The organism is Pedobacter alluvionis, assembly GCF_003664035.1.
Taxonomy (GTDB): Bacteria; Bacteroidota; Bacteroidia; order Sphingobacteriales; family Sphingobacteriaceae; genus Pedobacter; species Pedobacter alluvionis.
This window is the reverse complement of sequence record NZ_RCCK01000010.1, coordinates 944,682-963,128: the sequence shown is the minus strand read 5'-3', so window position 1 is coordinate 963,128 and position 18,447 is coordinate 944,682. Positions and strand designations below refer to the sequence as shown.

22 protein-coding genes and 1 tRNA gene are annotated in these 18,447 nt (G+C 35.9%); 11 read left to right on the top strand and 12 right to left on the bottom strand.

The features are described from left to right. Window position 1: 1 nt before the first annotated feature. From BCL90_RS04290 to BCL90_RS04280, 3 genes are all read right to left on the bottom strand, one after another. Window positions 2–610, bottom strand: coding sequence for an HAD family hydrolase (locus BCL90_RS04290; protein ID WP_121282776.1), 609 nt, complete (start codon window positions 608–610; stop codon window positions 2–4). Between the two features lies 1 nt (window position 611). After that, window positions 612–1,091, bottom strand: a complete 480-nt coding sequence (locus BCL90_RS04285) for an ATP-grasp domain-containing protein (RefSeq protein ID WP_121282775.1) — start codon at window positions 1,089–1,091, stop codon at window positions 612–614. A gap of 81 nt (window positions 1,092–1,172) precedes the next feature. After that, window positions 1,173–1,823, bottom strand: a complete 651-nt coding sequence (locus tag BCL90_RS04280) for an ABC transporter ATP-binding protein (RefSeq protein WP_121282774.1) — start codon at window positions 1,821–1,823, stop codon at window positions 1,173–1,175. 206 nt (window positions 1,824–2,029) lie between these two features. Between BCL90_RS04280 and BCL90_RS04275 the strand changes: the two genes are divergently transcribed. The 7 genes from BCL90_RS04275 (at window position 2,030) to sucC (ending at window position 8,132) form a co-directional block, all read left to right on the top strand. Next, window positions 2,030–2,665 carry a hypothetical protein gene (locus BCL90_RS04275; RefSeq protein ID WP_121282773.1) on the top strand — a complete coding sequence of 212 codons (636 nt, stop codon included), beginning with the start codon at window positions 2,030–2,032 and terminating at the stop codon, window positions 2,663–2,665. A 2-nt stretch (window positions 2,666–2,667) separates the two neighbouring features. After that, window positions 2,668–2,964: a winged helix-turn-helix domain-containing protein gene (locus BCL90_RS04270; RefSeq protein ID WP_121282772.1), complete on the top strand. Its 297-nt coding sequence runs from the start codon at window positions 2,668–2,670 to the stop codon at window positions 2,962–2,964. 369 nt (window positions 2,965–3,333) lie between these two features. Then, complete coding sequence (locus BCL90_RS04260) at window positions 3,334–4,902, top strand: DUF4153 domain-containing protein (protein WP_121282770.1); 1,569 nt, start codon at window positions 3,334–3,336, stop codon at window positions 4,900–4,902. A gap of 3 nt (window positions 4,903–4,905) precedes the next feature. Beyond that, window positions 4,906–5,499, top strand: coding sequence for a hypothetical protein (locus tag BCL90_RS04255; RefSeq protein WP_121282769.1), 594 nt, complete (start codon window positions 4,906–4,908; stop codon window positions 5,497–5,499). A 130-nt stretch (window positions 5,500–5,629) separates the two neighbouring features. Continuing rightward, window positions 5,630–5,938 carry a hypothetical protein gene (locus tag BCL90_RS04250; RefSeq protein WP_121282768.1) on the top strand — a complete coding sequence of 103 codons (309 nt, stop codon included), beginning with the start codon at window positions 5,630–5,632 and terminating at the stop codon, window positions 5,936–5,938. Window positions 5,939–6,047: 109 nt separating this feature from the next. After that, on the top strand, window positions 6,048–6,746 hold the full coding sequence (locus BCL90_RS04245) for a hypothetical protein (RefSeq protein ID WP_121282767.1): 699 nt from the start codon (window positions 6,048–6,050) through the stop codon (window positions 6,744–6,746). A gap of 186 nt (window positions 6,747–6,932) precedes the next feature. Next, window positions 6,933–8,132, top strand: a complete 1,200-nt coding sequence (gene sucC / locus BCL90_RS04240) for an ADP-forming succinate--CoA ligase subunit beta (protein WP_121282766.1) — start codon at window positions 6,933–6,935, stop codon at window positions 8,130–8,132. A 347-nt stretch (window positions 8,133–8,479) separates the two neighbouring features. Here sucC and BCL90_RS04235 read toward each other — a convergent pair whose 3' ends face one another. The 3 genes from BCL90_RS04235 to BCL90_RS04225 are packed head-to-tail and all read right to left on the bottom strand — an operon-like array spanning window position 8,480 to window position 9,777. Beyond that, window positions 8,480–8,686: a helix-turn-helix domain-containing protein gene (locus BCL90_RS04235; protein WP_121282765.1), complete on the bottom strand. Its 207-nt coding sequence runs from the start codon at window positions 8,684–8,686 to the stop codon at window positions 8,480–8,482. A gap of 4 nt (window positions 8,687–8,690) precedes the next feature. Then, a complete protein-coding gene (locus BCL90_RS04230; protein WP_121282764.1) occupies window positions 8,691–9,182 on the bottom strand; it encodes a DUF2975 domain-containing protein in 492 nt (163 codons plus the stop codon). Between the two features lies 1 nt (window position 9,183). Beyond that, window positions 9,184–9,777: a hypothetical protein gene (locus tag BCL90_RS04225; protein WP_121282763.1), complete on the bottom strand. Its 594-nt coding sequence runs from the start codon at window positions 9,775–9,777 to the stop codon at window positions 9,184–9,186. A 791-nt stretch (window positions 9,778–10,568) separates the two neighbouring features. Here BCL90_RS04225 and BCL90_RS04215 point away from each other — a divergent pair. From BCL90_RS04215 to BCL90_RS04200, 4 genes are all read left to right on the top strand, one after another. Next, window positions 10,569–11,429, top strand: coding sequence for a sigma-70 family RNA polymerase sigma factor (locus BCL90_RS04215; protein WP_010601359.1), 861 nt, complete (start codon window positions 10,569–10,571; stop codon window positions 11,427–11,429). 102 nt (window positions 11,430–11,531) lie between these two features. Continuing rightward, the gene (locus BCL90_RS04210) at window positions 11,532–11,732 is read left to right on the top strand and encodes a DUF2683 family protein (RefSeq protein WP_121282761.1); all 201 of its coding nucleotides are present in this window, start codon (window positions 11,532–11,534) and stop codon (window positions 11,730–11,732) included. Then, the gene (locus BCL90_RS04205) at window positions 11,723–11,992 is read left to right on the top strand and encodes a Txe/YoeB family addiction module toxin (RefSeq protein WP_121282760.1); all 270 of its coding nucleotides are present in this window, start codon (window positions 11,723–11,725) and stop codon (window positions 11,990–11,992) included. The genes BCL90_RS04210 and BCL90_RS04205 overlap by 10 nt, the downstream gene beginning before the upstream one ends. Before the next feature lie 349 nt (window positions 11,993–12,341). Further along, window positions 12,342–13,001 carry an ATP-binding cassette domain-containing protein gene (locus BCL90_RS04200; RefSeq protein WP_121282759.1) on the top strand — a complete coding sequence of 220 codons (660 nt, stop codon included), beginning with the start codon at window positions 12,342–12,344 and terminating at the stop codon, window positions 12,999–13,001. A gap of 95 nt (window positions 13,002–13,096) precedes the next feature. Here the strand turns inward: BCL90_RS04200 and BCL90_RS04195 are convergent, their stop codons facing one another. The 6 genes from BCL90_RS04195 to BCL90_RS04170 form a co-directional block, all read right to left on the bottom strand. Continuing rightward, entirely contained in the window at window positions 13,097–13,960 is an 864-nt protein-coding gene (locus BCL90_RS04195; protein ID WP_208529842.1) for an AMP nucleosidase, read from the bottom strand. 93 nt (window positions 13,961–14,053) lie between these two features. Next, window positions 14,054–15,292 (bottom strand): ATP-dependent Clp protease ATP-binding subunit ClpX, encoded by a 1,239-nt coding sequence (gene clpX / locus BCL90_RS04190; protein ID WP_121283445.1) that lies wholly within the window; start codon window positions 15,290–15,292, stop codon window positions 14,054–14,056. Further along, on the bottom strand, window positions 15,276–15,983 hold the full coding sequence (gene clpP, locus BCL90_RS04185) for an ATP-dependent Clp endopeptidase proteolytic subunit ClpP (protein WP_025142954.1): 708 nt from the start codon (window positions 15,981–15,983) through the stop codon (window positions 15,276–15,278). The genes clpX and clpP overlap by 17 nt, the downstream gene beginning before the upstream one ends. Window positions 15,984–16,036: 53 nt before the next feature. Continuing rightward, complete coding sequence (locus tag BCL90_RS04180; RefSeq protein WP_208529841.1) at window positions 16,037–16,429, bottom strand: four helix bundle protein; 393 nt, start codon at window positions 16,427–16,429, stop codon at window positions 16,037–16,039. A gap of 49 nt (window positions 16,430–16,478) precedes the next feature. Then, on the bottom strand, window positions 16,479–17,831 hold the full coding sequence (gene tig, locus BCL90_RS04175; RefSeq protein ID WP_121282757.1) for a trigger factor: 1,353 nt from the start codon (window positions 17,829–17,831) through the stop codon (window positions 16,479–16,481). A gap of 170 nt (window positions 17,832–18,001) precedes the next feature. Then, a tRNA-Leu gene (locus tag BCL90_RS04170) sits at window positions 18,002–18,083 on the bottom strand. Window positions 18,084–18,447 lie beyond the last annotated feature (364 nt).

The window sequence follows — 18,447 nt, the reverse complement described above, 5'->3', positions numbered from 1 at the left end:
CTTATTTGTAAATTTCTAGTGACACAATATACGGCAAATTAATTAATTTAGATTGTTGCTCATCAATTTTATTTGCACCAACAACTAGCGCTTCATTTGCAGATAAATTACTACTGTTTAGTATGTTCTGAAAAATTTCCGCTTTAGATTGACCAAGTTCATCAACAAAGTATACGGTTAGATATTGCTCCAGCCCATTCCACTCTGTTTGCTTAATTTTATTAAGTTGTTGCTCAGGGTTGCCAGCCGTTACAATAACAATTTGTTTACGGTCTACTATAAGTTCCTGCATAAATTCGAGCATATTTTTATAAAGCAAAAGCTTTAAAGTCAAGCGTGCATTTTGATGCAGGAGGTCGAAATTATACTTATATTTTGGATCAATGCCGAACTGGTTTGCTGTTTTTTCAAAAAGTTTTTCTGCGCCATTATTTTCATATTCGCTACGCATAAACCCGAGAATGGGCTGTGCGCTTTTTTGCTCGGTGTACTCTATAAACTGGGCAAACAGATAATAAACCTGTAGTAAATAATCTTTCTCTGGAAATAACACATCATCCAATTCAAAAATTACGATCTGCTTATCTTTAACGTATTGGTTTGCATCCATGTTAAATTGTAAATAGTTTTAAATCATCAGCATTGTTAAAGCCAAAAACCCCATTCAGGTTTGAAGAACCATTTTTAGGAACAAGCTCCTCTTCGGTTGAAAAAATCCGGTCACCATGAATAAACACCGCAAAATTCTGACGAGTAATCTTTTCTGCAGTTAAATAGTCAGCAATTACATCAGCATTGGGCAAAAGTACCTGGATTCCATATTCCCCGAAAAGCACTGCAGATTTAGCCAGTGGCAAAACCTCATACTCATGTAAAGGGATAATACAATCTATGGCTTCTGTGATGCAAAAATTTAATAGAATATGAGCAATGCTATCTTTATTGAGCAGCCCCAGCGATGAAAAGGCATAGTTTTCAGTAACTATCGCCGGCACATCACCATAATCAGCCAGTAGTACAAAATGGCTGGGGAAAGCTTTCATCAGCTTCAAAGCCTTGGCATTGTTCCCCCCTGTTATCAGTATTTTCAAGGTATAATGATTGAATGAATAAATTAGTAATTGATGAATGATTAAGTGATCGAATGACTGAATTAGAGAATGATCATGACCTTAAACAATTAAACCGTCTTTCATGCTTACCACACGGTCGCTGGTTTTTGCAAGGTGTTCGTTGTGCGTAACAATTACAAAAGTTTGCTGGAAATTATCGCGCAACGTCACAAACAGTTGATGTAATCCTGCTGCATTTTCAGAGTCTAAATTCCCAGAAGGTTCATCAGCCAATATAATTGAAGGGTTATTGATCAGCGCCCTGGCAATGGCCACCCGTTGCTGTTCACCTCCAGACAGCTGATTGGGCTTATGCTGCCCCCTATCTTTAAGTCCGAACAGATCTAACAGCTCAAGCGCCCTATTTTCAGCCTGTTTTTTATTGGTTTTGGCAATAAATGCAGGAATACAGATATTTTCGATAGCACTAAATTCGGGCAACAAATGATGGAACTGAAATACAAATCCGATATTCTGATTTCGGAAAGTACTCAATAAATCGCCGCTCAATTTGTTTATAACCGTACCTTTTAATTCTACGAATCCTTCATCAGGTTTATCCAATGTTCCTAAAATATGCAACAAAGTACTTTTACCTGCACCAGAAGGCCCAATAATACTTACAATCTCCCCTTTTTGTACTTCAAAATTAACGCCTTTTAAAATTTGCAGATTTCCGTACGATTTTCTTATTCCAGTGGCTTTTAGCATGCCTCAAATTTAATAAAAAAGGTTAAAGAGAAAAGGCCAAAGCAGAAAGACTAAAGACCAAAGCTAAAATTAGAAAAACCAGTCACAAATGACCGGGCTATTAGGATCGGTGTAATCTCTGAATCGGTGTAATCATACCGAAGGGAAAAAATAATTTTGCAAATATCATTTTCTTATTTAACTTTGGAAAACAAAGCACTTTTAAAATGAACACTCCGGAAGAACAATTAAATACCCTGAAAGATATCAGACAGATGATGGACAGGTCATCAAGATTCATTTCTTTAAGTGGATTATCTGGCGTTTTTGCAGGCGTTATCGCTTTAATCGGGGCTTATTTTGCAAATGATGAGATTAACAAATTCATTAATAAACGGGGTTACGGTTATGGTGTAAATGGAGAAATGGACCTGGAGTTTAACCTGATAAAACTTGGTATCTTTGTTTTAGTAATTGCTTTAGCCGGCGGCATTCTGTTTACCTATAGAAAAAGTCAGAAAAATAATCTTCCCATCTGGGATAAAACCTCTAAATCACTTTTAATTAACTTATTTATTCCATTGTTTGCAGGAGGTTTATTCATTATTGCCTTATTGATTAACCATCCGAACACTTATGCCATTATTGCGCCGAGTTGTTTAATTTTTTATGGCTTAGGGCTTATTAATGCCAGTAAATATACCTACAGCGACATTCGCTACCTGGGACTTTGCGAGGTAATACTTGGATTGATATGCATGTTTTACGTGGGTTATGGCTTATTTTTTTGGGCTTTTGGCTTTGGTGTATTGCACATTGTTTATGGTCTTTTAATGTATTTTAAATATGAGAGAGGTCAGTAAGGATGAAAAACCCAATAGCAGATTTAAATAAAATATTCGATAGCCGGATTAGGTTGGGCGTTATGTCTGTCCTGGTGGTAAATGATGAAATTGGTTTTAACGACCTGAAACAAATGCTTGAGTTGACTGATGGCAACCTGGCCTCGCACCTGAATACTTTGGAACAGGCTGATTTTATTAAAGTACACAAAGGTTTTATTGGCCGCAAAACCAGCACCACCTACTCTATTACGGCGTTGGGCAAACAAGCCTTTAAAGCACATTTAGATGCACTTGAAAAAATGATTAGAAAGCTATAAGCTATTTTTTTTTAACTACTTACTTTGAAATACAAAGCACTTTTAAAAATGAAAAAAAAAGAAATAAAAAGACCTGAACTCATTGAAACTGGCAAATGGATGGCCGTGTGTTCTGCCTCGATTGGCACCATTATACTTTTGGCATACTTTGCGCTAAAAGTTAACGAACTGATGTTCGTCGGACTGTTCTACATTTATTTTGCTACCGTAATAAATGGTGTATTTTTCCTCGTCCTCCTCCTCGAGTGCTTCAGGCAACAAAACCATTGGCGAAAAATTGCGACTATAATGTTCTTCATGCTCCTAAACATCCCCCTAAGCATATTTTATTGCTTTTTAGTCCTAAACTAATCATCAAAACTTTTAAAAATGAAAAATAAGTCCAACCTCTTGCTACTCTCCGTCCTAGTGGGCGGCCTGCTGTTTACTTTTCTCTTTTGGGAAGAAAGACTTGCGCTCAATTTGCTTATTTACAGTATATACCTCTTGGTAAGCACCTTTATTAATCCGGATGTGGCCAAAAGCACCAAACTGAAAATTTACGGCCTGGCACATTTGCTGGCAGCAGTACTGGTAGTTATTAACAATTCGGATTTATCTGTGGCAACCTATTACATCAGCTTACTATTATTTATTGGTTTTGGTCATCATCAACAAATCAGGACCATTTTTACTGCTTTTTTAGCGGCCATTTTACAGATGGTAACGGTGCCGTTTAATGCGATAAAACACCTCAGCCAAATCAGTATTGGCAATGTGAGCCTTAAGCCCGTTTTTACTTTGATTAAATATATTTTCATACCCATCATCATTGTAATCATATTTTCATGTCTGTATGCAGCTGCAAGTGATGTTTTTGCACATTATGCAGAGACAATCTTAACGAGCATTGGCAACTTTTTAGATAATGCATTTCACTTCTTTTTTAAAGACTTGAATTTTGATCGCATCATACATTTTTGCTTTGGATTGGCTTTAACTGCAGGTTTACTGTTTGCATTTTTTGATAAAAGCCTCGAAAAAGCTGAGTTGAAATGTAAAGAGCAATTGATACGGATGAGAAGAAGCTTAGGTCAGAAAACGATATGGTACAATGTTGCAGAAACATTTACCGGCAACTTGCTGACCCGAAAAATGGCACTAAAAACGGAGTACATCGTGGGTATCATCTCATTCGCAGCACTTAACCTTTTATTGCTAATGTTAAATACCATTGATATTACCACACTTTGGTTTGGCTATGAACCTTCGGGCAATTTTTCAGGAGAACTGCATCAGGGTACAAATTCATTGATTTTCAGTATTGTAATGGCTATGGTTGTTATCCTCTATTATTTTAGGGGAAACTTAAACTTTTATCATAAAAGTAAAACCTTAAGGTTATTGGCCTATACCTGGATGATTCAGAATTTTATCCTGATCATCTCAGTCTTCATCCGCGATGGCTATTATATCGAATTTCATGGCTTAACGCATAAAAGAATCGGTGTTTTGGTATTTGCCACTCTTTGTATCATTGGTTTGGCAACCGTTTATTTTAAAGTAGCCAGACAGAAAACAATATTCTACCTTTTCAAGGTGAACGGAAATATCTGGTTTGCATTATTGCTGACTTTTACGCTCATTAACTGGGATGTCTTAATCGTGAAATATAACCTGAATCATGTTGATGCCGTTTCTATCGATCCTTATTATTTAACTTCTCTGTCAGAAAAAACACTTCCTATTCTTGATAAAAACCGGTCAAAGATCCATCCTTCTAAGAATAACGACTCGGAAATTGCTAAAGTAGACCAGCCGGAAGAAGCATTGATGAGAAAATTAGATCAAAGGATTGGTTATTTTAAAGAGCGTTATGAGCAGCAAAGCTGGTTATCTTGGAATTTACAGGACTGGAATACTGCAGAATATTTTGGGCTTAATCTTCAAAAAAAATAGAATATGTTAAAGAATCTGCTCGCTTTATCAGTTATTCTTCTGGCTATTTTTCAAGGACCATTTATATACTTCTATATATCGGGGTTTGAAGCTATCGTATTCTTAGTGCCGTATATATTTTTTGGATTCTTTCTTTCAGCATTACTACTATACACGATTGTTGCAAAAAGAGTGAAAGCAAATAAATTTCATGTTACAGCTTTAATTTTCGGTATCACCTTAGGCACAATTTCACTCTTTAGTGAGGATTTCTTCGAAAAAATTGATTGGCACCTTAGAAAAAGTCAGCGGGAAGAAATTATTGAAAAACTTAAAATTCGAAGTATCAAATATAATCCTGAAAAGCCTTCCCTTCATTTAGATGAATTCAAATATTCATTATTATCAAATGGGGGGAACGATATTCTAGTATTTGCAAATGCAAAAAATCAGTTTACAGTAACCTTTTTTATTAATCGTGGCTTTTTGGACCACTATTCCGCATTTGTTTACACAAATGATCCAAATGAAATTATGCGGCTGGAGTACGAAATTCAATCAACAGCCAAAGAAAATAATTTTAAAATCGAAAAGAACTGGTATCGCTTAAATTACTAACAGACAATTACAATTAACCTCTCGCCTTTACTAAACTTTTGTTGGATTCAGTTTTCCCGGTGCAATTTCGCACCGGGAAGCAAAGGTTTAATTATTAACGATTTAAATCATATATCATATTATAAAAATCATGAAAAATCAAGTAACACTTAATTCAAGTAAACTAAGAATGATCATCATTTTAAGCGTAACGGCATTTTTATTGGTCATTCCATTGGTGGCTATGCAATTTACCGATGAGGTGGATTGGACGCTACCTGATTTTGTAACCGCAGGAATTTTATTGCTCAGCACGGGTTTGGCCATCGAACTGGTGATTAGAAATTTAAAAGCCGGCGCGTTAAGAACAATATTTCTTGTTGTCATTTTGCTTTTGCTATTTCTCATCTGGGCAGAACTGGCGGTTGGTATTTTTGGGACACCGTTTGCGGGAAACTAAGATTGTGATGCAACTATCGTTTTATCATTCTGCTATGTTATGTGCCTTGGGAGACAAAATTCACAACAACTTTATTTTTGTTTAAATTACACTCACAAAATTAACGACAATGAAAAAAGTAATCACAACAACATTATTAGGACTAATCATACTTGCTTCAGCCTGTACCGAAGACAGCAAAACCATCTCTACACATGAAACCACTAACACACAAACCAAGAGTCAGCCCAAAATCCAATATGGTTCTCCTATCATTATCAACAAAACAGATATCCTTCTATACCCACTAAAATTAAATGATAATGATGACAACGAAAGCTATAAAAGGGAAGTGAGTACAAATCATTGGAACCTCATCTTTTACAACATTATTTCAGGTAAAAATGAATTGCTAACAAACGCAAAAATAATTATTAATTCTTTCAGCATTGGCCATTCAGAAAATCCCAACAATCGACAAACAACGTTATCCGACCAATTTATCTATTATAACATTACCGATTCGGATAATGATGGAGATAAAAAATTAACCCCTAAAGATCCAAAAAAACTTTACCTCTCTAACCTGCAAGGAAAGTCTTTTACAAGAATATCTCCAAACAATTATGACCTTAGCAGCTGGAAGATTGATGACAAACATGATTTAATATTAATGGATCTAGTCAAGGATTCGAATGGTGATAAAGAATTTAACGACAAAGATGAAGTTGAATATTTTGTTTACAACTTGAAAACCGGAGTTTTAAAAGCTGTTTTTGACCAAAAAATTAAAGATGAAATTAAAAATTTGGCTAAAAAAGTGTTGTAGAACACCTAGAAACCATGCTTTGATTTTAAAAATTTAATATAATAAAGGATGTTCAAACAAAATAACCATCGTCCTTACTTCAGGCTTTTTCCCGATTAACATAAAACGTTCATTTTCTAAAAAAATCGGCAATTGCTATTTGTTTAAAGGGTTTGAAATTGTAGCTTTGGGCAAATTTTGTAGCAAATGAATATTCACGAATACCAGGGTAAACAAATATTAAAAAGTTTCGGTGTTAACGTTCAAGAAGGAATAGTTGCCGATACTCCTGAGCAAGCTGTTGAGGCTGCTAAGCAACTTAAAATAGATTACAATTCTGACTGGGTTGTAATTAAAGCGCAAATCCACGCTGGTGGCCGCGGTAAAGGTGGTGGTGTTAAATTAGCCAAAAACCTTGAAGAAGTTAAACAACGTGCAACCGATATTATTGGTATGCAACTAGTTACTCCTCAAACCGGCCCAGAAGGTAAATTAGTGAGTAAAATTTTAGTGGCTCAGGATGTTTATTATCCAGGTGCTTCTGAAACCAAAGAATTTTACATCTCTGTATTATTAGATCGTGCAAAAGGTCGCAATATCATCATGTACAGTACCGAAGGTGGTATGGATATCGAAGAAGTTGCTGAACATACTCCACACTTAATCTTTAAAGAAGAAATTGATCCTAAAGTTGGCTTACAAGGTTTCCAGGCCCGTAAAATAGCATTCAACTTAGGTGTTAGCGGAGCCGCACATAAAGAAATGGTTAAATTTGTAACTGCTTTATACAAAGCTTACGAAGCTACAGATTCTTCAATGTTCGAAATTAACCCGGTATTAAAAACTTCTGATGACAAAGTAATTGCTGTTGATGCTAAAGTTAATTTAGACGAAAACGCATTATTCCGTCACCCTGATTACGCAGCAATGCGCGATGTAACAGAAGAAGATCCAATGGAAGTTGAAGCAAGTGCTAGTAACTTAAACTTCGTTAACCTTGATGGTAACGTAGGTTGTATGGTTAACGGTGCTGGTTTGGCAATGGCAACCATGGATATTATTAAATTGGCTGGTGGTGAACCTGCTAACTTTCTAGACGTTGGTGGAACTGCAAATGCGCAAACAGTTAAAGCAGCTTTCAACATTATTTTGAAAGATCCAAACGTTAAAGCAATTTTGATCAACATTTTCGGTGGTATCGTTCGTTGCGACCGTGTTGCTCAGGGTGTAATTGATGCTTATAAAGAAATTGGTAATATCCCTGTGCCAATTATCTGCCGTTTACAAGGTACAAATGCTGAAGAAGCTAAAAAATTAATCGATGAGTCTGGCTTACAGGTTTACTCAGCAATCGCTTTAAAAGAAGCTGCTGATTTAGTAACTAAAGTATTGGCTGAACAAGCGTAATAAGCTTAAAGCAAAAAAGACTAAAGCATTAATCATATCGCATAAACCTTTCAGTGAAAACTGGAAGGTTTTTTTATTCCCCTCTTTTAGAGGGGTGTCCGCAGGACGGGGTATTCCTTAAACTATCATTGTCAGAAAACCCGATAGATCTAAATCTAATAGCAATTTGACCTAAATGTACTAAAGTGCCTTAGGTGGTCATTTTTTCTGGAAATTTAAGGTTCAGTGCTGATGGCAGACGACAGTCCTGCTATCTCTTCAAGTCCTCGCTGCGCTGTGGGCTTTCCGCTCTATCAGGTTTAATAAGAAAGGTTTGTGGTCCTTGGTTTGATCAAACCTCGCAGGTTTTACTCTCCTCTAAATTCAAGGATATCGCCCGGCTGGCAATCTAAAACTGCACAGATAGACTCCAAAGTCTCTAAACGGATTGCTTTCGCCTTACCGGTTTTTAATATCGATAAATTAGACATCGTAATCCCTACCCGTTCACTTAATTCGGTTAACGACATTTTACGCCTGGCCAACATTACATCTAAATTTATAATTATAGGCATGGGCTTATATTGTTAAATCGTTTTCTTGTTGCAACTCAATTCCTTTTCTAAATACAAATGCTATTGTTAAAAGAGTCAAACCAAAAATCAACAGCCAGATCTGAAAATCAACATTTTCAATTATCTTAAATACTACATCCTGGCGATTATTTAATTGATTTGCATAAACCATAGCATTGTAAATAAACAGCAGAAATGGAATCATAGTGCAATACCATCCCATACGCGTAAGCCGTCCTGTATTTTCGGCACTAAAAACACTGCCCATCTCTATCGAATTAATAAAACGATAGAGATAAACCAATACTCTTGAGCTAAAGAACATAATAATCAATATAAATAAACCCTCTATCAGACCCAACAGACCGCCTTTGCCAGCATCTGTATATCCTTCTTCAAAGCTCTTAGATGCATCTTTAAGCGAAAACAGTACTACGATTAAAAGTGTTGCCAGATAACCTATTTTAATCAGTTTAATTTGATTCTGCGTTTTCATATTAAATGGTTAAATCGTTTTCTTGTTTAAGTTTCCTTGAGTACGAGAGCAACTCATAAATAATACTGAATATGGCAATGATCGAGATTACACCTAAATTGATATTTCCGGCATCCATAGTCTGATATGTAAATGCTTTACCAGTCAAATCCTCCACATAACCCTTCATCAGGAAAAAAAACAGAAATTTTAAAGCAAAAAATAAAATCCCCCCTATTCCCACCAATTGCCATAATCTATTTTCAGTAATATTTTCAAGCCATTTTGGTCTGGTATAAGCTATAAACAGAATCACACTTCCAATAATAAGGTAAAAAGCAGTATAGGCTCCAATGCCGTCAAGTCCCTTGTCTGATAAAATAATGGCCTGCTTTAAAGTCGGTTTAAATGCATAAGTGCCAAAATGACTATTGGTAAACTTGGCTGCCCCAATGGTTTTTACTTGCTGTACAACACTATTTTCAGTTAGGTTAATCGAAAGCTGTCCGGCGTTGTAATTATCAACAGCATTAATTAAATGATTTGCTATAGAAACCAGTCCTATAAAAATCAGGCTAAATCCGGCATACCTAAAAATTCTAAGAAGTTTATTCATAGTTATATCGTTAAATCGTTTTCCTCTTTTAGCTGCTTATTCCTAACGAGTATCGCTGAAGCATAAAAAATTAGCAGGGTGATAATGATAAAACTTAAATTTGGGATAAAAACCATTGGCCACACCCGGGTGTAAGAATAAATTATATATTCAACAGTTTCTTTTGGCCAGATAAAGGAGTTGAGTTTCGCCGTTAAACATACTAAAATTACTGTAAGACAAAGTGGAACCCATTTTAAAATATTAAGCCATTTAAGCACCTCATTCTTTTGATCATTTTTTAATGAAGCTTTTAAATACCATTCTAAAAACACAAAAAATAGTGCATAAAAAACTGTAGAAATTAAGTTATAAAGATACTTTGTCCCATTCGCTCTTTCAGAATCCAGGCAGACCAAAAAGTAAAACACAGTTATTACGCCGAGTAATCTGACAAAAAATCTTAGGGCCAAAATCACCCAATAATTGACAGGCACATTTTTTAACCTGAGAAATAGAAATTTAAGAAACGTCATATTTATTTAATTATTTACCAGACAAACATAAAAAATTAATTATTACAAATCAAAATATATTTATTGATTTACAATAAATAATAATCGAAATACAGCTATAATCCCTTGTGGTGGTGAAAATATGTCAAAAACTTTATTGGAATGATTTTTGTTGTAAGTAAAAGTGTAAAAAACATGTGCAAACGGTAACATTTTCAGCATTTTATCCTTTCGGATTGCCATACAATTTCGTAACTTTGCACACTTCAATAATTAAAGAGCACACAAAACGTATAAATGAGACAACTCAAGATAACGCAATCCATAACCAACCGTGAAAGTCAGTCGTTAGATAAATACCTACACGAAATTGGTAAAGTAGATTTAATAACAGCAGAAGAGGAAGTAATTTTAGCAAGGAAAATCCGTGAGGGCGATCAGGCCGCATTAGAGCGCTTAACTAAAACCAACTTACGTTTCGTTGTGTCTGTTGCAAAACAATATCAAAATCAGGGTTTAACTTTAGGAGACTTAATCAATGAGGGTAACTTAGGTTTAATTAAAGCAGCAAAACGTTTTGATGAAACTAAAGGTTTCAAGTTCATTTCTTATGCAGTTTGGTGGATCCGTCAATCTATTTTGCAGGCGATTGCCGAGCAAAGCCGTATTGTGCGTTTGCCTTTAAACCAGGTAGGTTCTTTAAGCAAAATTAGTAAAGCTTTCTCTAAGCTAGAGCAGGAATACGAACGTGAGCCTTCTCCGGAAGAATTAGCAGATATTTTAGAGACAACTGTAGATAAAATCTCAGATACTTTAAGTAACTCTGGTCGTCACGTATCTATGGATGCCCCTTTTGTTCAAGGTGAAGAAAATACATTATTGGATGTATTGGAAAACCATGAGCCAAATACGGATAGTTCATTGATCAACGAATCTTTATCTGAAGAGATTAAACGTTCTTTATCTACTTTAACTGAAAGAGAAAGAGAAATTATCGTTTTATTCTTCGGCTTAGGTTCTAACCACCCACTTTCGTTAGAGGAAATTGGTGAGAAATTTAACTTAACACGCGAGCGTGTTCGTCAGATTAAAGATAAAGCTTTACAACGCTTACGTCATACTTCAAGAAGCAAAATCTTAAAATCTTATTTAGGATAAGAGATTAGATTTATACAGTATTAAAAGATCAGCTAAGGCTGGTCTTTTTTTGTTTAACAGCAACTTTTAACTCAGGTTAAAAAATAATAGTTAAATTTGTATATGGCAACACTAATTGTAGAAACAAAAAATACAGAGCAACTAACAGCTGTCGAAGCAGTATTAAAGCTAATGAAAGTAAGTTTTAGAAAAGCTGAAGATTCACCTTATGATCCGGAATTTGTAGAAAAGATATTGCAAGGTAGAAAAGACATTAAGGATGGAAAAGGAATTAAAATCAAAACATCAGATCTGTGGAAATAATTTATACTCCACAGGCAATTGAAGATCTAGAATATTGGCGAAAATCTGGAAATAAATTAATCCAAAAGAAAATATCAGCTTTGATAGAAGCAATTGAATTAAATCCCTTCGCTGGAATTGGTAAACCAGAGCCATTAAAGCATAATCTTGCAGGCTCTTGGTCTAGAAGAATAAATAGAGAACATAGATTAGTCTATGAAATTTTATCTGAAAACGAAATTATTATTTTAGAAATACAATCGTTAAGAGGCCATTACTAAAACGCAAAACTAAATTTATCGTTATGATTTTATATCTTTAAATCATGTCGATTGGTTTACTCAAAAAATCCTTAACTGTATACAAGCCCATTTTTTTATGGAATGTATTGGTTAGCTTACTCACATCGATATTTTTCATTTTAAATGGCTTTAAGGAGCCAGGGATTTACAGCTTTGCCCTATTCATAAAATTTATTGGCTGGTTATTTTCAATAGCCATCTACTTTATGTTTTATCAATCTACTACATATTATTTCAAAAATCAGGGCATAGGATTCAAAAAAATCATGACAAACCTGGTTTTATATGATTTAATAGTTTTTATCGGAATTTTAATTGTATCATCAACATGCAGGGACTTTCTATCGACAGTGTTAACCAATCTTTTGCAGACCGGGAAGTATTAAGCAGTGTTTACTTAAACTGTAAAATTGGCGAAGTAGTTGGTTTATTGGGCAGGAATGGATCAGGTAAATCAACCTTATTAAAAATCATTTTTGGAAGCGTCAAAGCGAACTTCAAGTACCTTAATATAAACAACAAAGTATACGAAAAAGGTTACCTATCTAAAAACCTGTCCTATCTGCCTCAAGATAACTTTATCCCAGGCAAGATTTCTATTTTGCAGGCCATTAATACTTTTTGCAAACGCGGACATGCAGAATTAAAGCAAATTGAATTTGTTGCCAGTAATTTAAATACCAGATTTTATAATCTATCTGGCGGAGAACGAAGGTTTATGGAATGTTTACTAATGATTTATAGCGATATGGAATACATACTTCTTGATGAGCCGTTTTCGCAATTATCGCCTTTATGGATAGAAGAGTTAAAAAAGCATATTAATAAAGCAAAAGCAGATAAAGGCTTTATTATTACTGATCATTACTACAAGTCTATTTTAGATGTTTCTGACCGTATTGTACTGTTGCACAACAAATGTAATTACAACATCGATAATGAAGATGATCTGGTGACGCATGGCTACTTGCCAGGTTTTAAAGCTTAAATAGGCCAATTACCACCAAGACACTAAACACACTAAGAAAATTCTTGGCGAGCTTTGAGTCTTTGTGGTCAGCTTAATTACACACTAAATACACACTAAAACAACAGGTGTTTAACCGTTAATCCATTATTGATCAATTGTTTTAACGAATCAATACCAATGCGCAAATGCGTTTCTACATATTTTTCGGTCACAGTGCTATCACTTTCTGCCGTTTTAACTCCCTCAGGAATCATAGGTTGATCGGAAACCAAAAGCAATGCACCAGCCGGGATTTTATTCGCAAAGGCCGTGGTAAAAATCGTTGCCGTTTCCATATCTACAGCCATCGCCCTTAAAGTTTTCAAGTATTTCTTAAACTCTTTGTCGTGCTCCCAAACCCTGCGGTTTGTAGTGTAACAGGTTCCCGTCCAGTAATCTCTACCATGATCACGTATAGTAGTAGAAATCGCTTTCTGCAGCGCAAAGGCTGGTAAAGCAGGCACTTCTGCCGGCAGGTAATCGTTCGAAGTACCTTCCCCCCTGATTGCTGCAATCGGCAGGATTAAATCGCCCAATTGATTTTTCTTTTTCAAACCGCCACATTTACCCAAAAACAAAACTGCTTTAGGTTTAATGGCCGTTAATAAGTCCATCATGGTTGCTGCCAGCGGACTTCCCATACCAAAGTTAATAATCGTAATGCCGTTTGCGGTAACGCTTTGCATAGGCTTATCTAAACCCATAATCGGCGCATTATCGTTCCACTCCGAAAACATGCTTACATATTTACTGAAATTAGTTAACAGGATATAATCGCCAAATTGATCTAAGGTCCTGCCAGTATAACGTGGCAACCAGTTTTTAACAATTTCATCTTTGGATTTTAATCCAGATTTAACAGGACTTTCTACTTCTTTTACTCTTTTAGATTTTTCTACAATTTCCTCGTTTTTTTTTACATCTTTTTCTTCGTTCATACTTTTTGGTTTAGAGCCTGGCGCATGGCGCATAGCGTTAACAATACTATATTACAAAAAATCCCTCCCGAATTACGGGAAGGATTTGATTTTTTAAGCGGCCTGAAGCTTTTTAAAATCGGCCTTTTCAAATTTCTCTATCGCGTAATCGAGATTGATGTGCAGTTCCCTGACATCCGTCTGCGTTGGTGTATCAAACATCGCATCCAACATAATCGCTTCACAGATCGATCTTAAACCACGTGCACCCAGTTTATATTCCATTGCTTTATCTACAATAAAATTTAAAACATCCTCATCAAAAGTAAGCTTCACGTCTTCGTAAGCAAAAAGCTTCACATACTGCTTGATCAATGAGTTTTTAGGTGCTGTTAAAATGTTTCTTAAAGATTCTTTATCCAATGGATTTAAGTGAGAAAGAACTGGTATACGACCAATTAATTCCGGAATTAATCCAAAAGATTTTAAATCCTGAGGTGTAATATACTTATAAAGATTTTTAAGATCTAAAACTGTCTCATCTTTCTTTACTTTATAACCTACAGCCTGCGTGCGTAAACGATTGGCAATTTTACGTTCGATACCATCAAATGCCCCACCACAGATAAATAGAATGTTATTCGTATTTACCGGGATCATTTTCTGATCCGGGTGTTTACGTCCGCCCTGAGGTGGAACGTTAACTACCGTACCTTCTAAAATCTTCAATAAGGCCTGTTGAACACCTTCACCTGATACATCACGGGTAATGGATGGATTATCGCTTTTACGTGCTACCTTATCTACCTCATCGATGTAAACAATACCACGTTCAGCAGCCGTTACATCATAATCAGCAGCCTGAAGCAAACGCGTTAAGATACTCTCTACATCTTCGCCTACATAACCAGCTTCTGTTAAAACAGTTGCATCGCAGATACAGAAAGGCACATGCAAAATTTTAGCAATGGTTTTAGCCAAAAGCGTTTTACCTGTTCCGGTTTCACCCACCAACATGATATTCGATTTTTCAATCTCAATCTCGTCTTTATCAACTTTTTGATTTAAACGTTTGTAGTGATTGTAAACAGCAACAGAAAGCACCTTTTTAGCATCATCCTGACCAATTACATATTGATCAAGGTGTTGTTTAATTTCAAGAGGCTTTAATAAATTTATCGCCTCTTGAATATTTTTAGTCCCTTTGGTTCCTAATTCCTGAGCAAGCAACTGATTGGCCTGGGTAACACATTTATCACAGATAAATGCATCCATGCCTTCAATCAGCATTAAAGTTTCATGCTTGCCAGAATGGCAGAACGAGCAACGGGATTCTTTATTTTGTTTCGCCATCTTTCTTTGCGTTTCTTGATAATACTTCATCAACCATACCAAAACCTTTTGCCTCATCGGCAGTCATCCAGTAATCGCGATCTGAAGCTTTCTCTACCCAATCATAAGTTTGGCCAGAGTGCTCTGAAATAATATCGTATAATTCTTTTTTCAATTTCAACATTTCTCTCAGGTTGATCTCCATGTCAGACGCCACACCTTGTGCACCTCCTGATGGCTGGTGGATCATTACTCTTGAGTGAGGCAATGCAGCACGTTTACCTTTTGCACCTGCCACCAATAAAACGGCTCCCATTGATGCAGCCATACCGGTACAGATGGTTGCTACATCAGGCTGGATATACTGCATGGTATCATAAATACCTAAACCTGCGTAAACTGAACCACCTGGTGAGTTAATATAAATCTGAATGTCTCTATCAGCATCTGCAGATTGCAAAAACAACAACTGCGCCTGGATAATATTGGCATTCTGATCATAAATGGCATCACCTAAAAAGATAATGCGGTCCATCATTAATCTTGAGAAAACATCCATCTGTGCTACGTTAAGCTGGCGTTCTTCAATAATATATGGTGTCATGCTCTTAGGATCCAAATTAGCCTGAGCAATAAATTTATCTACGTGTAAACCGCCAATTCCCTGATGTTTAACGGCAAATTTCCTGAATTCTTGTGAATCTATGTTCATGATTATAGAGTTTGGCGTTTTGCGGTGAGCGTTAAACCCTCCAAAAACGCTGGTTACTTTAATAAATATTTTCTGAAGTTGGTTAATTTCCGTGCCAATTTATCTAATTCTTCCAGATAATCATTCAACTCTGTGTCAGAAATATATTTTCTCCGTTCTAAAACTACTAAAATATTTGCATTCTCAAACGTAGAACGATGTGCAATATTCAGATAATGAGCGAATTCCTTATTGGAAACCGAACCTGACCCCTCGGCGATATTATTGGATATGCTAAGAGCAGCCCCATTGAGCTGCTCTGCAAATTTATATTTTTTATCAACTGACAATCGGTCAGCTATATCTAGTAATTTATCAGTTAACGCGATTGATAACTGCCAAACTTCGAGCGATTGATATTTAAATTGAGCCATACCTAAATATAGCAATGGCACAATAATTTCCAAAACAGCTTAGGCACTATGCTAAACGCTTAGCGCCACACGCCAACCGCTTTTATTTTTTCTCCACTAACGCCAGAAACTTATCGTAATCAATATCTTTTTGCTCTAAAGTAACAACAGATTTGATTTGTTCGAAAGTTTTTAATGCTTTCACTTCTTCGAAAACACGGTTTGCATTTTCTTTTTCCTGTAAAAACTGAACAGCATATTGAGCCAGTTGATCTTCAGGAAGTGGGCTTGGGCTGTACATTCTGAACTGTGCATCCAATTTAGCTTTAGCCGCCTGAACTACATCTTCATATTTAATTTCAATGCTGTTATCTTTAATGATTTTGTTTTCGATTAAAGTCCATTTAAGGTTTTTAGCGAAATCATCATAACCTTCAGCTAATTCTTCGTCGGTTAATTTTTCGTTTGTAGCTTTTAACCAGCGACGTAAAAATTCATCAGGCAATTCAAAAGTATGTTTAGTTAAAAGTGCTTCATAAATATCGTTTGATAATTTACGTTCAGCATCTTGTTTAAACATACTTTCTACTTCTTCAGTAATTTTAGCCCTGAAACCAGCTTCGTCAGTTACAGTACCTTCACCAAATAATTTATCAAAAAACTCCTGGTTTAAGTCAGACTCTTCTAAACGGTTAACATTTTTAACGTGAAGTTTGAAATTTGCTTTTAAAGCGGTAGCCTCTTCTTCTGAAATATTTAAAGCTTTTGCAATTACAGCAGCATCATCAAATGCTTTTTGAATATCGATGGTAACTTCGTCATCTTTCTTTAAACCGATAAGCGATTTAAGGATTTTTTTATCTTTAATTTGATCTAAACGAACACTCGCATTACTGGTAATACCACCTTCAACAACGGCACCATCTTCAGCTACCTGAGTTAATTCGGCGTAAAGGACATCATCATCAGCCGAAACCTCCGGATTAGTCATTTTACCATAACTACGGCGGATATTTTTGATACGGCTTTCTAAAGTTTCCTGATCAGCTTTAATTACGTATTCTGTAAATTTATCTTTAGACGAAAGGTTTACATCAAAAGCCGGCGCTAAACCTAACTCATAATCAAATTCGAAATCATCTGTATTGTCCCATTTAAATTCACGCTCATCGTCCATTTTAGGAAGTGGCTGACCTAAAATTTCTAATTTTTGCTCAGCGATATAGTTAGATAAGGTATCGTTTAACAAGTTGTTAACCTCTTCTACCAGGATACTTTTGCCATACATTTTTTTAATATGGGCAGCAGGAACCATTCCTTTACGGAAACCAGGTAATTGTGCTTTTTTAGCTTGATCTTTAATGGCTTTCTCTACTTTTCCAGTGTAATCAGCAGGTGCAATCTTGATTTTTACAACAGCATTTAAGTTGCCGGTTTTTTCCTGTGTAATATTCATTTTTTCTGAGATATAGTAAGATGTACAGTTAGACGGGAGATATGAGATATGAGATTTAAGAAGAAACCATATATCGCCACAACCGGCACAGCACATCAATTTTTATTAATCAATGTTTTTAAAAACAAAACCGTTCCGATGTTTAAATCGGAACGGCCTTTATCTTGTTGTGCGGAAGAAGGGACTCGAACCCCCACGCCGTGAAGCGCCAGATCCTAAGTCTGGTGCGGCTACCAATTACGCCACTTCCGCAGTTAGGATGTTGTAAGGACTGCAAATATAGAAACAAGATTGAATAATCAAAAGGCATTGAAGATATTTTATTGATTATTTTGATCAAAAAAGGCTAACTAATTAGTTTTTAAGGAGAAAAATTTATCCAGATGGTTTGCCGGGCGCTTTTGCGATGGCGTAAGGAGGCACATACCACGGAAGACTGTGTAGGTTAAAGCAGGGGATTGCTGAATAAAACATAGGCATTGTTTAAGCCTTTATTCTTTTTGGAAAGCAGGTCTGGTGGCATTTAGGATAATGCAGTCCTGCTCTCCGTTCTTTCCGATGAAAAATCGGAACCACTTCGATCAGGTTTAGATGGCAGAGCCGGTAGTGCGATTAA

Bases quoted from the DNA above. Each gene is read 5' to 3' on its own strand.
- clpP (WP_025142954.1), bottom strand. From the start codon at position 15,983: ATGAACATAGATTCACAAGAATTCAGGAAATTTGCCGTTAAACATCAG.
- clpX (WP_121283445.1), bottom strand. From the start codon at position 15,292: ATGGCGAAACAAAATAAAGAATCCCGTTGCTCGTTCTGCCATTCTGGC.
- BCL90_RS04275 (WP_121282773.1), top strand. From the start codon at position 2,030: ATGAACACTCCGGAAGAACAATTAAATACCCTGAAAGATATCAGACAG.
- BCL90_RS04280 (WP_121282774.1), bottom strand. From the start codon at position 1,823: ATGCTAAAAGCCACTGGAATAAGAAAATCGTACGGAAATCTGCAAATT.
- BCL90_RS04245 (WP_121282767.1), top strand. From the start codon at position 6,048: ATGAAAAAAGTAATCACAACAACATTATTAGGACTAATCATACTTGCT.
- BCL90_RS04290 (WP_121282776.1), bottom strand. From the start codon at position 610: ATGGATGCAAACCAATACGTTAAAGATAAGCAGATCGTAATTTTTGAA.
- BCL90_RS04230 (WP_121282764.1), bottom strand. From the start codon at position 9,182: ATGAAAACGCAGAATCAAATTAAACTGATTAAAATAGGTTATCTGGCA.
- BCL90_RS04225 (WP_121282763.1), bottom strand. From the start codon at position 9,777: ATGAATAAACTTCTTAGAATTTTTAGGTATGCCGGATTTAGCCTGATT.
- BCL90_RS04195 (WP_208529842.1), bottom strand. From the start codon at position 13,960: ATGAACGAAGAAAAAGATGTAAAAAAAAACGAGGAAATTGTAGAAAAA.
- tig (WP_121282757.1), bottom strand. From the start codon at position 17,831: ATGAATATTACACAGGAAAAAACCGGCAACTTAAATGCTGTTGTAAAA.
- BCL90_RS04260 (WP_121282770.1), top strand. From the start codon at position 3,334: ATGAAAAATAAGTCCAACCTCTTGCTACTCTCCGTCCTAGTGGGCGGC.
- BCL90_RS04235 (WP_121282765.1), bottom strand. From the start codon at position 8,686: ATGCCTATAATTATAAATTTAGATGTAATGTTGGCCAGGCGTAAAATG.
- BCL90_RS04250 (WP_121282768.1), top strand. From the start codon at position 5,630: ATGAAAAATCAAGTAACACTTAATTCAAGTAAACTAAGAATGATCATC.
- BCL90_RS04215 (WP_010601359.1), top strand. From the start codon at position 10,569: ATGAGACAACTCAAGATAACGCAATCCATAACCAACCGTGAAAGTCAG.
- BCL90_RS04255 (WP_121282769.1), top strand. From the start codon at position 4,906: ATGTTAAAGAATCTGCTCGCTTTATCAGTTATTCTTCTGGCTATTTTT.
- BCL90_RS04200 (WP_121282759.1), top strand. From the start codon at position 12,342: ATGCAGGGACTTTCTATCGACAGTGTTAACCAATCTTTTGCAGACCGG.
- BCL90_RS04270 (WP_121282772.1), top strand. From the start codon at position 2,668: ATGAAAAACCCAATAGCAGATTTAAATAAAATATTCGATAGCCGGATT.
- sucC (WP_121282766.1), top strand. From the start codon at position 6,933: ATGAATATTCACGAATACCAGGGTAAACAAATATTAAAAAGTTTCGGT.
- BCL90_RS04210 (WP_121282761.1), top strand. From the start codon at position 11,532: ATGGCAACACTAATTGTAGAAACAAAAAATACAGAGCAACTAACAGCT.